Source organism: Bacillus sp. FSL K6-6540 (assembly GCF_038007545.1).
Genome location: NZ_JBBOXH010000002.1, coordinates 410,799 through 424,085 on the forward strand (window position 1 = coordinate 410,799; position 13,287 = coordinate 424,085).

A 13,287-nucleotide genomic window follows, 5' to 3' on the forward strand; every position below is an offset into this window, starting at 1 on the left:
TTACTCTTCACACTGCCTAAGTTCTTTTATGATGCTTGTGAAATTCTCAGAAGGAGCGTTTTCTCATGATTTTTCTTTTATGTAGTAGTAACAGGTTGTGCATACGAACAAACCGGCAAGCACAGTAATCATAAGGGGCGTCATCACTTCATCACCTGCCTGCTGTCTATCGGTTCCTGCCTGAAAATGCCCATGAATTTGCGGCGGTCCATCCAAAGCAGGATAAGACACATAACCATTAATATCGTGCTAAGATCCTGCACGCCAATGTCAAAACAATAGTTAATCAAGACGATGTTCACAATAATGGGCATAAAAATAACCGCCCCTAATGCAGCCGTTCGCGGAATCAGTAATAAAACAGCTGCCAGGATTTCACCAAAACCTATAAACAGTTCATAGACATGAGAATAACCGAAAAATGTCCACGCGATCGTAAACCCCTTCCCGGCAGCCGCCTCGATTTCAGGCGTCACCTCGCCAAACTGGCCAATTACCACTTTCGCCAGACCGTACACGAAAAAATTAAAGGCTAAAAACAATCGGAACGTCGCGGGAATCGACTTGCGTACCGCTTTCCTCAGCCTGCCGCCTTTCTTCATCATACATCCCCCTCAGTGTATTATTTGATATAGTACACTTAATACAGTATATAGTATTCTAATTAATGTCAATTCCCTTTTCAGCTCATATGAATAGCTTCTTTTATAGATACAAAGTCTTATATCGTAAAAAATGCCGTTCTCCTTTCTTTCCGTCCCTCGATAACATTCCTTAAAAACCATGTCAGGAAATCTTACACGAAAATGTTTTATCATTCTTTTTTCTCTATAATGAAGAAATATAATAATTGCTTTTTATTCTGAAAGATACGGAGGAATGAGACATGCAAATGGGCGATACAGTTTTTATGTTCTTTTGCGCTTTACTCGTGTGGCTGATGACCCCGGGATTAGCGTTATTTTATGGAGGAATGGTAAAGAGCAAAAATGTGCTGAGCACTGCCATGCACAGTTTCTCTTCCATTGCCATCGTTTCCATCGTTTGGGTGCTGTTCGGATATACACTTGCCTTCGCACCAGGCAATTCAATCATCGGCGGGCTGGAGTGGGCCGGCCTCAAAGGGGTCGGATTTGATCCGGGAGATTACAGCGATACCATCCCCCACTCGTTATTTATGATGTTCCAAATGACGTTCGCCGTTCTGACTACAGCGATTATTTCCGGGGCCTTCGCAGAGCGGATGCGATTCGGCGCTTTTCTTTTATTCTCGGTTTTATGGGCCTCTTTGGTTTACACACCCGTAGCGCACTGGGTATGGGGCGGCGGCTGGATCGGCCAGCTTGGAGCGCTCGATTTTGCTGGCGGCAATGTTGTTCATATTTCCTCCGGTGTGGCAGGACTTGTTCTTGCCATTGTGCTCGGCAAACGGAAAGACGGTACAGCGTCTTCTCCGCATAACCTCATTTACACCTTCTTAGGAGGAGCTTTGATTTGGTTCGGCTGGTTCGGCTTTAACGTCGGCAGCGCTTTGACTTTAGATGGTGTAGCCATGTACGCGTTCATCAACACAAACACCGCGGCTGCAGCCGGGATCGCCGGCTGGATCTTAGTAGAATGGATCATTAACAAAAAACCGACAATGCTCGGAGCGGTATCTGGCGCAATCGCCGGGCTTGTCGCCATTACGCCGGCTGCCGGATTTGTCACACCGTTCGCTTCTATTATTATCGGCATCATCGGCGGGGCAGTTTGTTTCTGGGGAGTATTCTCGCTTAAAAAGAAATTCGGATACGACGACGCGCTTGACGCCTTTGGCCTGCACGGGATCGGCGGCACATGGGGCGGAATCGCAACAGGATTATTCGCAACAACCTCTGTTAACTCAGCGGGCGCAGATGGGTTATTTTACGGTGATGCAAGCTTAATCTGGAAACAAATCGTCGCCATCGCCGCCACTTATGTTTTTGTATTTATTGTCACTTTCGTTATTATTAAATTTGTAAGCCTCTTCCTTCCCCTTCGCGCAACTGAAGAAGAAGAGTCACTTGGGCTTGACTTAACGATGCACGGGGAAAAAGCATATCAAGATTCTATGTGAGGAGTGACGCTATGAGCGGTCAAATGTTCAAGGTAGAAATTGTAACGCGTCCGGCAAATTTTGAAAAGCTGAAGCAGGAACTCGGAAAAATCGGAGTGACCTCTCTGACTTTCTCCAATGTACACGGCTGCGGCCTTCAAAAAGCACATACGGAGCTCTATCGAGGGGTAAAAATAGAAAGCAATGTATACGAGCGTTTAAAAATAGAAATCGTGGTCAGCAAGGTTCCTGTTGATCAAGTGACAGAGACCGCTAAAAGGGTGCTGAAAACGGGATCACCGGGTGACGGTAAAATATTTGTCTATGAAATCAGCAATACGATCAACATCCGCACAGGCGAAGAAGGACCTGAAGCACTTTAATATCGGTACGAGATTCGGACACTCCGGATCTCTTTTTTTGTGCACAGAATCCCCCCAGAAACCGCGATTCCTCTTCGAATTCTCTTCAAGCGCCGTTATTTCAGACAATCTCTATTTTTATTTGAAACTTTTCATGAGTAAGATTAGTCTACTAAATATAAAAATGTAAAAGGTGATTATTTGAACTACGAAATTTTTAAAGCAATCCATGGACTATCTCATCACAATTCAGTTCTCGATTCCATTATGGTCTTCATCACGGAATATGCCATTGTCGCCTATGCCCTTATCCTATTGGCAATCTGGCTGTTTGGGAACACACAAAGCAGAAAACATGTGCTATACGCAGGCATCACAGGAATTGCAGGCCTTGTGATCAACTATTTGATTACGCTTGTTTATTTCGAACCGCGCCCGTTCGTTGCGCATACAGTGCATACACTGATTCCGCATGCTGCGGATGCTTCATTTCCAAGTGACCATACGACAGGTGCATTAGCGATTTCTATTGCGATGCTTTTCAGAAACCGCAAAATCGGCTGGCCGCTTGTCATTTTTGGGCTTTTGACAGGCTTTTCGAGAATTTGGGTGGGACATCACTATCCGGTAGATGTATTGGGCAGCCTCGTTGTCGCCATCATTATCGGGTTCCTTTTCTTTAGATTTTCAGATCTGCTTCGCCCGTTCGTCGATTTGATCGTGAGGATCTATGAAGCCATCATCAATAAACTGACGAAAAAACCAACCGATCAAAATTTCTAAGAAAGACAAAAGCCGGCGTCTGAAATCAAGACAGCCGGCTTTAATATTTCTCATACATCTCTTGTTTTCTTCGCTTCGCCAACACATATAAACCATAAAACAACCCAATTCCAACAGCATCGATGAGCACATCCCGGATACAACCATTCCTGCTGAAGAAGAGCTGAAGAACTTCTGTGAAAAAAGCAAACGCAAATGAGCCGGCTGCAGCTGATCTTATGCTGCCCCGCTGTTTCCACAGCAAATATGTCAGCACAAAGAAGGAAAACGCGTGTCCGATTTTTTGAATAAACGCTTCAGGTACAGTAAGCTCAGTAAAATCCATAACTAAAAATTGAGACAGATCAGGGTGCGGCTGAAAATGAAAAGCCACCGTTTGCGATACGACCATGCCGCTGAAGCTTTCCGTACAGACAGAAAGCAGGATAAAAAAGATCCAGCCTGCGAGCAATAGGCGGTTCATGACATAACCTCCTTTATAACGTACGTGCCTACATGTAACAACATAGACGGTAAAACAAAGCAAAAAGTAACAGAAAAAAACGCCCATCACAAGGATAGACGTTTTCTTCATTAAGACTGTTCAGTGTCTTCTGTTGTGCTGCTTTCTTTGGAACCAGATTTGTCAGTTGAATCATCCTTTTTCTCACCGGATTTTTCTTCTGTTCCTTTTTCAGTTGATCCGTCCTTTTTCTCGGAAGATTGCTGAATGGATTCTTCTGTTTCTTGGGTGGCAGCTTTTTCTTCAGCAGCTGCTGCTTTTTCAATAGAAGAAACTGGTTTGTCCATAAAGTTTAACGGATTCATTGCGACCCCATTTTTACGGATTTCAAAGTGCACGTGGTTTCCGCTGTCTTCACTGTAAAGGTTCTTGCCAGATTTTCCGATCACTTGATTTTGTTTTACTTTGTCACCTTGCTCAACGCTTACTTCGGAAAGAGATTGATACACAGTCGATAAACCGTCGGCATGTTCTACTTCCACAACATATCCCAGCACTGGATCTTTTTCAGCTTTAACAACCGTACCGCTCAGAGAAGCAGAGACATCGAAATCTTTTCCGTCTTTCTCAGCTAAGTCAATTCCTTTGCTTAGGCTGTACGTGTTATTATAGGTAACGAGTGCTGCTTCTTTCTCTTCTTTTGCGGCATCGGTTTCATAGAACTTTTTCACAACAGAAACGTTTTCAGAATCAACAACCGGCATTGCGACATTTTCCATTGACTTTCCTACTTCAACTGCATCGTCGTTGTTGTCATATGCGGAGTTTCCGCCGTTATCAGCCAACTGATCCTTTACCTCATCATTTGATACTGATTGATACCAAAGGACAGCTGTTAAAATGACGGCCGCACTGACTAAGTAAATTGCAGGGAACACCCAGCGTTTACGAAAAAACTGCTGAAGTTTTTTGACTTGAGAAGTTTTCTTTTCTTCCTCTCTCATTGTTTCATCACCTCAGCAACATTCTGAACACTTTTCTGAAAATATATACAACCTATCCAAAAAAACTTTTTTAGATGTAGTTTGCACAGACTGAACGAAAATATGTATTTTTTTGAGAGGAGTGCCAAAAACGTATGAACATGACATTGCGCCTTGCTGAAAATAAAGATCTGGAGGCTGTTGTTGCGATTTATAATTCAACGATTGCTTCTCGAATGGTAACAGCCGATACCGAACCGGTAACTCCTGAAGACCGGATGGAATGGTTTTCGGGACATACAGAGGCACGTCCGCTCTATGTGGCCGAGGATGAAAACGGAAACGTCGCTGCCTGGATCAGCTTTGAAACATTTTATGGAAGGCCAGCCTATAATAAAACAGCGGAAGTCAGCATATACATTGACGAAGCATGCCGCGGCAAAGGTGTTGGATCATATTTGCTTCAAGAAGCGCTCCGCATTGCCCCGAATCTTGGCATCCGCTCACTTATGGCCTTCATTTTCGGGCATAATAAACCAAGCCTGAAGCTGTTTGAAAAGCACGGGTTTGCAGAATGGGGACTATTCCCCGGCATCGCCGAAATGGACGGGAAAAGATACGATTTAAAAATTTTAGGGAGAGAGCTTTCATGATTAGTCTGGATAAAGATGAAAACGAAATTGAAAATCATAATGAAGAAAATAGCCTTGTTAAACAGGAGACTGCACCTGTTGAGCAGGAGACCCGCCAGCTGAGTGCCTCTGCTGTCAAGTCGCTATCCGACATTGCCAAGTGGGGCAAAATTTCTGGCATCTTGTTAATCATTATGGGATCGCTTGTCACTCTTTCTGTTTTGATGACAGTGATTGGCGCCATTCCGGGCGTACTGCTCATTATTTCAGGCGTATTTTTGATGCGCTCAGCAAAAGCAGCCGCGGAAGCCGAAGGAAATCTAACCGGCAGCGCTGGCGAAAGCATGCTTGAAAATTACGGGACATTTATAAAAATGCAGCTGTTTTATGCAGCATCCAGTATCGTTACTGTCCTGATCGGGATCATTGTAGCCATTTTCGTGCTGGTGGTAATCGGCATTGCTGCTTTTGAGAACACGCCTTCGTATGATGATCCGGATTCTTATTATTATGAGGATGATCCGGTGTTTGAATAATGAAGAGACAGTACAGGGCATGAGTTCCATATAAACGGAACCATGCCTATTTTATTTGACTATTCAAAGCAGGCTGGCGTAAACACCAAACCCTGATGCAAGCATACAATAGATATCTCTAGTAGAAGAAATCAACAAAGCAACGCTGTTACCCTGAAATGAATATCAAAAAAACGGATGAAGTCGGAATCAATCCGAAACCGCACTTTTTATTTCGGGTGTCTGCATGCAAAAAAACACACCCGGATCGTCTGGAAAATCTCAACAATCCGGGTGCAGCTCTTCTTTAATACATTTTTTTGCGTCTGTCTTCCTCAGTCAAAAATTCAACAAAACTCCGCATCGCAAAAGGCTCTTCCTTTATTTGTCGTGCGTAGGAGCTTTTCCGCTCTTCTGAAAGGATTTCGCTCTTTTTGATCCTGTTCAGCATATAGATGTGAACCGTTTTTTGGATTTGTTTATGCTGATAGCCTGCCTCTTTAAAAAATGCGAGCCCGAGCGCCGCCAAAAGGGCGAATATGCCTGCGCTGATCAGGGACTCCCTGTCAGCTGAAGCATGAAATAGAAAAGCAGCTAAATTAAAGAGAGAGAATGCAGCAAGCGGAATAGCAAGAAAACGGTAAATGACGGTTTTTTTCATGAAAGGCTGTACGGCCTTTTGAATTTTTTGCATTTCTGTTTTGATGAACCCCGGCATTTGTTCGACTCTGTAAAAGTTCATGTAATCCTCCCCCTTTATTTGATGTTTCAAGCTTCACGAACGTTATCATATGTGTTTATTTTAACGCAGGTGCAAGCTGGTTTTAAAGAAATCTGCCCGTATTTTTCACGAAGAATCTGGATCGCCGCTCTTTATTCTTTTAAAATGTGAGTGTTATAATTTGTAATGGGAATCAGATCACTGTTATTCATGGAATACTAATGGCAATCTTCTTGATAAATATGAATGAGCGGGGTTACAAAGTGAGTATTTCTTCCATCCTTTTATCACTTTTTTTCATTTTAAATATTCTTTTGGCCATCATTGTCATCTTCAAAGAACGGCGCGATGCCAGTGCATCTTGGGCGTGGCTGCTTGTTCTTTTCTTTATTCCCGTTTTAGGCTTTATTTTATACTTATTATTCGGCCATAATCTCAGACGCAAGCATTTGTTTCAATGGGAAGACCGGAAAAAGATTGGAATTGAAAGGCTGCTGAAGCATCAGCTTGAAGATTTAGAAACCAAGCAATTCCAGTTTAACAACCGGGCAACCTTTGATAACAAAGATTTAATTTATATGCTGATTATGAATAACCATGCTGTGTTTACAGAGGATAATTCAGTTGACGTCATTACAGATGGACGGGATAAATTTCAGCGGCTGCTGAGTGACATTTCAAAGGCAAAGGATCATATCCATTTACAGTATTATATTTATAAAGGCGATGAATTAGGCAAAAAATTGCGGGACGCTCTCATCCAAAAGGCGAAAGAAGGTGTTCAGGTCAGAGTGCTTTATGATGAACTCGGGTCCAGAACGCTGAGAAAAAAGTTTTTTAAAGAGCTTCGCGAGGCTGGCGGGCATGTGGAGGTCTTTTTCCCGTCAAAGCTCAGGCCGATTAACCTGCGGCTGAATTACCGGAACCATCGAAAGCTTGTGATCATAGACGGTATGACCGGTTATGTCGGAGGCTTTAACGTCGGAGATGAGTATCTAGGGCTTAATCCAAAATTCGGTTATTGGCGGGATACGCATATCCGGCTGCAAGGAACGGCCGTGCACGCCATCCAAACACGGTTCATCCTTGACTGGAACCAAGCTTCTCATCACCATACGCTGACATATATTCCAAATCACTTTCCTGATTACGGCCCAAAAGGCAACGTCGGGATGCAGATTGTCACAAGCGGCCCTGATTCGGAATGGGAACAAATTAAAAATGGCTACATCAAAATGATTTCAAACGCCAAGCGTTCCATTTTGATACAAACACCTTATTTTATCCCAGATGCAAGCCTGCTGGATGCTTTAAGGATCGCTTGCCTTTCGGGCATTGACGTTAACATTATGATTCCGAACAAGCCCGATCACGCCTTTGTATACTGGGCGACACTTTCGTATATCGGCGATCTGCTGAAAGCCGGAGCCACTGTCTATATTTACGATAACGGCTTTATTCACGCGAAAACCATTGTGGTGGATGACGAAATCGCGTCAGTCGGCACAGCCAACATTGATGTCCGAAGCTTCAGGCTGAATTTTGAGGTTAATGCATTTATATACGATATCACCATTGCTAAAAAATTGGTTTCAACTTTTAAAGAAGATTTGCTAGTATCCAGAAAATTCACCTATGAGGAGTATCTGCAGCGCCCGTTGTGGATTCGAATAAAAGAATCCGTCTCGCGGCTGTTGTCGCCGATCTTATAAGATGCGCCAAAAACCCCCGGCCTTTACGGCCGGGGGTTTTCCTGATGGTCACAGTAAATGATGATTGCCTCCCGCAAAAAAGCGGCAAGACCTTCTCCATATTGATTGATTGAATCGGTAAATCGCTCGTCAGTGATATACACTTCCCCGAGTCCTCTGAAAATGTCGAGTGTGCAATCGTAATGATATTGGCAAATATGATCGCGAAATGCCCCCACAGCGGCCTGAACCTCTGCATCATCGGGCCCATGTTTCATTCGCGCCGCAATTCGTCTGTAAATCGAATCAAATTCAGCCATGATCGTGCGCCAATCATCTGCCGAGTATGCAGATGTCCTTTTCTCTGTTTCTTCTGCGATTTCCTTTCCATACAGCTTTCTGACTTCATCAGCGTATGTCTGCTGGTGCTCTTCAATGTCTTTCATGCTTAATCCGGCAAATAAATCCCTCTTATTCATCGTTTCCCCTCCATCAACGGACAAAAGCGTCCTGTCAATTGTTTGAATCATCACATCCATTCTTTGTTTTTTCTTCATCAATATCTCCTTTTGCGACTGAAGTGCCGCTTTCCGGTCAAAATTCGGATGATCCAGCATCTCTTTAATTTCATCCAAACGAAACCCGATTTCCTTGAAAAATAAAATCTGCTGCAGTCTTTCCAGGTCTGCGTCACTGTACAAACGATACCCAGCATCAGTAAGCGCTGAAGGATTCAGAAGCTCAATATTGTCATAGTGATGGAGCGTCCGAATGCTAACGCCTGATATCTCCGCCACTTGTTTAACTTGATATTTCATACATAACACCTCCTCTTTTTTATCGTAAACAATCACGCAACGTTAGGGTCAATCCCCAAAATGTTATTTTCTATATACAAAACTTCTCACAAATAGTGTATAAAAGAAAAGTGAGTATTTTTTTGTAAAGGGGAGCCAGTATACATGAATCCTGAAACAATGAACAAAACCCTCATCAGCATTTCGAAATGGGGAAAAGCTACAGGCATTTTATTTATTATTATGGGCGCAATTACCGCGCTTTCAGGCGCGTTCTTTTTTCTAATCGGTGCCGTGCCAGGCGTACTGCAAATTATTTCCGGTATCTTTTTGATGAGGTCAGCTAGGGAAGCAGGCCAAATGGCTGAACACAATAGCGGACAGTCTGAAGACTTAATGCTGGAGAATTACGCGAAATTCGTAAAGATGCAAGGGATTTATTTGATCGTAAGCATTGCTGTATCCATTCTTGCGATTATCGCCTTCTTCATCTTTTTAATGCTTGGGATTGCTGACGGCCTTTTCAGCGATACGTACAGCACTTATTAATGAGAAAAACCCGGAGCTGGCTCCGGGTTTTTTATTATTCCGCTTCGCTTACCACTGTGAAGCGTTCATTTTTGTGTTCGGGATGTTCAAGCTCGTCCAACACGGCAATGGCATAATCTGCATAGCTGATATAGCTGTCGCCTTTTGCATTTACGATGACATTGTCTTTTCCTTTTTGGTAAGAGCCAGTCCGTTTTCCTGCTGGATCAAAAAATGCCGCAGGACTGAGGAACGTCCAGGAAATGGAGTCTGTCTGCTGCAAATCTTTCAGGTTCTCGCCTTGATTTGATGCGGTTGGCAAATATTCTTTCGGAAATTCCGGCGTATCCATTAAACGGGTTGTTTTGGCTTCATCAACAAACAGGCTTCCCGCTCCGCCAACAACAAGCAATCTTGTGTGCTTCGCGTCCTTTAAGATGTTGATGAGTGCTCTTCCTGCTTCAACATGAAGATGTTCTTGGCCGGGTGCTGCTCCAAAAGCGTTTACGACCGCGTCGAAAGACTTGATGTCTTCCGCAGTCAGTTCAAACACATCTTTTTCCAAAACCGCTACGTCCTGCTCCTGCACTTTTGAAGCGTTTCTGACGATGGCTGTCACTTCATGGCCTCTTGTTTTCGCTTCTTTCAAAATCTCGTTTCCCGCTTTCCCGCTTGCGCCTATAATACCAATTTTCATTTTTCATTTCCTCCTTATTTGTAACAATTTTAGTTACATGTTAGTGGTGAGAAGTCATCCCTTTTGATTAAAAGAGATGATTCATAACATCTTTTAATGACTTGCTTGCCAGTTCATTTTCCATCGCTCTTTGCACACTTTCAAACGTTTCATCCAGAGCGTTCTGAATTTTTTTCCCTACCGGACATTTCGGATTCGGGTTTTCATGAACCGCAAAGAGTTCTTCTTGCTTTTGGACAGCCCGGTACACTTCTAAAAGAGAAATATCAGCAGGATCTTTTTTAAGGCTTGCACCCGGCACCCCTGCGCGTGATGTGAGAATATCAGCTTTTTTCAGCAGGCTGATCATTCTTCGCACGACTACTGGATTCGTGTTGACACTGTCTGCAATGATTTCTGAAGATGTTTTTTCATCCATCGAGATGAGGGATAAAATATGAATGGCAACAGCAAGACGGCTGTTAATCATGTTTTTTCACCACCGTTGTAACTATAATAGTTACATTTGATTCGTTTGTCAACATCTAATATACACTAAATACATGGGTTTTGTGCACCGTTTTTAGTCAATAGAACGGCCGGATGCACTCCGGCCGCGTCTTATCAAAATAAGAAATATCTTTGTCCAAGTGGGACATAATCGACAGGCTGGCAAGACAATTCCTCCCCGTCAGCAAAGACCTGATAGGTTTTTGGATCAATCTCAATCTTCGGCAAAGCCGAATTCAGCTTCATATCCAGCTTGCTCAGCTTTCTGATATTTTTGACTGGAGAAATCCTTTTTTCCAGCCCTAAGCTTTCCGCCACACCACGCTCTATGCTTGCCTGAGACATAAATGTAATCGAGGTTGAGCGATTGGCTTTTCCGTAAGACGCATACATTTGGCGCATGAAAACCGGTTCAGGAGTCGGGATGGACGCGTTCGGATCTCCCATTTGCGCACGTGCAATCATGCCGCCCTTTAAGACCAGTTCCGGTTTTACGCCGAAAAATACCGGGTCCCACAGAACGAGATCAGCAAGCTTCCCTTTTTCCACCGAGCCGACTTCATGGCTGAGCCCGTGCGTAATTGCCGGATTAATCGTGTATTTTGCAATGTACCGTTTTGCGCGCACATTGTCATTTCCATTTTCGCCGGCAAGAGCGCCGCGCTGCTTTTTCATTTTATCGGCTACCTGCCATGTTCGGATGATCACTTCACCGACCCGCCCCATCGCTTGGGAATCCGATGATGTCATGCTGATCGCACCGATATCATGGAGAATATCCTCCGCGGCAATCGTCGCCGCCCTGATTCTGGAATGGCTGAACGCCACATCTTCAGGCACTTTCGCATCTAAATGGTGGCAGACCATCATCATGTCAAGATGCTCATCCATCGTATTAACGGTATAAGGAATGGTTGGCGTTGTAGATGACGGCAGAATGTTCGCGTAAGAGGCGAGCTTCATAATATCCGGGGCATGGCCGCCGCCTGCACCTTCAATGTGATAAGTATGAATGACCCGGTCCCCGATTGCGTCGAGCGTGTTTTCCAAAAAGCCCGCTTCGTTAATCGTATCGGTATGGATGGCAACTTGAATATCAGCCTCGTCCACGACTTCCATACACGTTTTAATGGCGCTTGGCGTCGTGCCCCAGTCTTCATGAAGCTTAAGGCCGATGGCGCCTGCTTCCACCTGCTCGATCAGCGGCGCTTTATCGGATGCATTCCCTTTCCCTAAGAAGCCGACATTGATCGGAAACTCCTCGGCCGCTTCCAGCATCCTTGCCATATACCACGCGCCGGATGTACATGTTGTCGCTTTGCTTCCTGTAGCGGGTCCTGTTCCGCCTCCCAAAAGGGTCGTCACACCTGAAGAAAGCGCAACTTCCATCTGCTGAGGACAAATAAAATGAATGTGCGTGTCCACTCCCCCGGCTGTTAAAATTTTGCCTTCACCGGAAATCACCTCTGTCCCCGCTCCGATGACCATGTGCGGATCGACTCCATCCATGATATCAGGATTTCCGCTTTTTCCGACACCGACAATCCGGCCGTCTTTCACACCGACATCCCCTTTGACAATGCCTGTGTAATCCAATAGCACGACGTTGGTGATAACTAAATCCAAAGCGCCGTCCTTCCCTGTGATTCTGCCATTTTGGCCCATGCCGTCGCGGATTGTTTTTCCGCCGCCAAAGATCATTTCTTCACCATATACTGTGAAATCCCTTTCGACTTCGATCCATAAATCCGTGTCGCCCAATCTGATTTTATCGCCCGTTGTCGGGCCAAACAGTTCCGCATATTCCTCCCGTGACATTTTCATCGGATTACACCCTCCATCCAGCCGGCTTGTTTTAAGTTGGCCAACGTTTTTTCTTTGCCGCGTTCATCGATAAACGTGTCGGCCATTCCGTTCAGCCCTCTAATTGTCTTGCGTCCTCTGATTTCCACTAGTGAGACCGTTTTCTGCTCTCCCGGCTCAAAACGGACCGACGTGCCTGATGGAACATCAAGACGCATGCCGATCGCCAGCTCACGGTCAAATAATAAAGCCCCGTTGGCCTCCGCAAAATGAAAATGCGAACCGACTTGAATGGAGCGTGATCCGGTGTTTTTTACCGTTACCTCCCGTATCTCACGGCCTTCATTAATCGTAATGGTTCCCTCAGCAATTTGAAATGCTCCCGGCTTCATGACTTCACCTCCGCAGAAATTGGCTGATGTACCGTAACAAGCTTTACTCCATCCGGAAATGTGGCCTCCACCTGAATGCTGTCAAGCATCTCAGGGACACCCTCCATCACATCTTTTTCCGTTAATACATGGCGGCCGGCTTCCATCAGCTCTGCTACTCCCTTCCCATCACGTGCGCCTTCCATAATAAAGCAGGTGATATAAGCAGCAGCCTCAGGATAGTTCAGCAGAACGCCCCGCGCCTTTCGCTGTTTGGCTAATTCCCCCGCTGCAAAAATGAGCAATTTTTCTTGTTCAACCGGTGTCAGTTTCATCTGTAGTCCTCCTTCTTTTGTCATATAAAGCAGATGCGGCTACTACGAATTTGCGGAA

General features: G+C 44.7%; 18 protein-coding genes. 8 read left to right on the forward strand and 10 right to left on the reverse strand.

The genetic code is table 11. The annotated features are described in order from the left end of the window. Nucleotides 1-143: 143 nt before the first annotated feature. Nucleotides 144-605, reverse strand: a complete 462-nt coding sequence (locus MHH82_RS34440) for a hypothetical protein (protein ID WP_072175615.1) — start codon at nucleotides 603-605, stop codon at nucleotides 144-146. Between the two features lie 281 nt (nucleotides 606-886). Here MHH82_RS34440 and amtB point away from each other — a divergent pair, with 281 nt between their 5' ends. From amtB to bcrC, 3 genes are all read left to right on the forward strand, one after another. After that, entirely contained in the window at nucleotides 887-2,101 is a 1,215-nt protein-coding gene (gene amtB, locus MHH82_RS34445; protein ID WP_015251031.1) for an ammonium transporter AmtB, read from the forward strand. 11 nt (nucleotides 2,102-2,112) lie between these two features. Further along, the gene (locus MHH82_RS34450; RefSeq protein ID WP_003221829.1) at nucleotides 2,113-2,463 is read left to right on the forward strand and encodes a P-II family nitrogen regulator; all 351 of its coding nucleotides are present in this window, start codon (nucleotides 2,113-2,115) and stop codon (nucleotides 2,461-2,463) included. A gap of 180 nt (nucleotides 2,464-2,643) precedes the next feature. Next, complete coding sequence (bcrC, locus tag MHH82_RS34455) at nucleotides 2,644-3,225, forward strand: undecaprenyl-diphosphate phosphatase BcrC (RefSeq protein ID WP_015714854.1); 582 nt, start codon at nucleotides 2,644-2,646, stop codon at nucleotides 3,223-3,225. Nucleotides 3,226-3,265: 40 nt separating this feature from the next. Here the strand turns inward: bcrC and MHH82_RS34460 are convergent, their stop codons facing one another. Then, nucleotides 3,266-3,688, reverse strand: a complete 423-nt coding sequence (locus MHH82_RS34460; protein WP_003227753.1) for a VanZ family protein — start codon at nucleotides 3,686-3,688, stop codon at nucleotides 3,266-3,268. 110 nt (nucleotides 3,689-3,798) lie between these two features. Further along, complete coding sequence (gene spoIIQ / locus MHH82_RS34465) at nucleotides 3,799-4,671, reverse strand: stage II sporulation protein spoIIQ (RefSeq protein ID WP_072175616.1); 873 nt, start codon at nucleotides 4,669-4,671, stop codon at nucleotides 3,799-3,801. Between the two features lie 140 nt (nucleotides 4,672-4,811). On the opposite strand from spoIIQ, the gene MHH82_RS34470 reads away from it, so the two are divergent. The 3 genes from MHH82_RS34470 to MHH82_RS34480 all read left to right on the forward strand — a co-directional run bounded on the left by MHH82_RS34470 (nucleotide 4,812) and on the right by MHH82_RS34480 (nucleotide 6,108). Beyond that, entirely contained in the window at nucleotides 4,812-5,303 is a 492-nt protein-coding gene (locus MHH82_RS34470; RefSeq protein ID WP_072173812.1) for a GNAT family N-acetyltransferase, read from the forward strand. Then, a complete protein-coding gene (locus MHH82_RS34475; RefSeq protein ID WP_015714857.1) occupies nucleotides 5,300-5,818 on the forward strand; it encodes a DUF5362 family protein in 519 nt (172 codons plus the stop codon). Before MHH82_RS34470 ends, MHH82_RS34475 begins: the two co-directional genes overlap by 4 nt. A 158-nt stretch (nucleotides 5,819-5,976) precedes the next feature. Further along, on the forward strand, nucleotides 5,977-6,108 hold the full coding sequence (locus MHH82_RS34480; protein WP_017696029.1) for a hypothetical protein: 132 nt from the start codon (nucleotides 5,977-5,979) through the stop codon (nucleotides 6,106-6,108). Here the strand turns inward: MHH82_RS34480 and MHH82_RS34485 are convergent. After that, the gene (locus MHH82_RS34485; RefSeq protein WP_003244359.1) at nucleotides 6,105-6,539 is read right to left on the reverse strand and encodes a DUF5392 family protein; all 435 of its coding nucleotides are present in this window, start codon (nucleotides 6,537-6,539) and stop codon (nucleotides 6,105-6,107) included. The genes MHH82_RS34480 and MHH82_RS34485 overlap by 4 nt on opposite strands. 242 nt (nucleotides 6,540-6,781) lie before the next feature. Between MHH82_RS34485 and cls the strand changes: the two genes are divergently transcribed. Beyond that, a complete protein-coding gene (gene cls / locus MHH82_RS34490; protein WP_003243311.1) occupies nucleotides 6,782-8,230 on the forward strand; it encodes a cardiolipin synthase in 1,449 nt (482 codons plus the stop codon). Between the two features lie 23 nt (nucleotides 8,231-8,253). Here cls and mta read toward each other — a convergent pair whose 3' ends face one another. Next, nucleotides 8,254-9,027, reverse strand: coding sequence for a transcriptional activator Mta (gene mta / locus MHH82_RS34495; protein ID WP_041850428.1), 774 nt, complete (start codon nucleotides 9,025-9,027; stop codon nucleotides 8,254-8,256). A 144-nt stretch (nucleotides 9,028-9,171) separates the two neighbouring features. Between mta and MHH82_RS34500 the strand changes: the two genes are divergently transcribed. Next, entirely contained in the window at nucleotides 9,172-9,555 is a 384-nt protein-coding gene (locus MHH82_RS34500; RefSeq protein WP_003227738.1) for a DUF5362 family protein, read from the forward strand. Between the two features lie 34 nt (nucleotides 9,556-9,589). On the opposite strand, the gene MHH82_RS34505 is transcribed toward MHH82_RS34500, so the two are convergent. The 5 genes from MHH82_RS34505 to ureA all read right to left on the reverse strand — a co-directional run bounded on the left by MHH82_RS34505 (nucleotide 9,590) and on the right by ureA (nucleotide 13,229). Continuing rightward, nucleotides 9,590-10,231: an NAD(P)-dependent oxidoreductase gene (locus tag MHH82_RS34505; protein WP_032727040.1), complete on the reverse strand. Its 642-nt coding sequence runs from the start codon at nucleotides 10,229-10,231 to the stop codon at nucleotides 9,590-9,592. Between the two features lie 67 nt (nucleotides 10,232-10,298). Next, nucleotides 10,299-10,700 carry an Rrf2 family transcriptional regulator gene (locus MHH82_RS34510; protein WP_003227734.1) on the reverse strand — a complete coding sequence of 134 codons (402 nt, stop codon included), beginning with the start codon at nucleotides 10,698-10,700 and terminating at the stop codon, nucleotides 10,299-10,301. A gap of 134 nt (nucleotides 10,701-10,834) precedes the next feature. Continuing rightward, entirely contained in the window at nucleotides 10,835-12,544 is a 1,710-nt protein-coding gene (gene ureC / locus MHH82_RS34515) for an urease subunit alpha (protein ID WP_021480801.1), read from the reverse strand. Beyond that, the gene (gene ureB / locus MHH82_RS34520) at nucleotides 12,541-12,915 is read right to left on the reverse strand and encodes an urease subunit beta (RefSeq protein ID WP_003227726.1); all 375 of its coding nucleotides are present in this window, start codon (nucleotides 12,913-12,915) and stop codon (nucleotides 12,541-12,543) included. The genes ureC and ureB overlap by 4 nt, the downstream gene beginning before the upstream one ends. Next, nucleotides 12,912-13,229, reverse strand: a complete 318-nt coding sequence (gene ureA / locus MHH82_RS34525; RefSeq protein ID WP_003227724.1) for an urease subunit gamma — start codon at nucleotides 13,227-13,229, stop codon at nucleotides 12,912-12,914. The genes ureB and ureA overlap by 4 nt, the downstream gene beginning before the upstream one ends. Nucleotides 13,230-13,287: the final 58 nt, after the last annotated feature.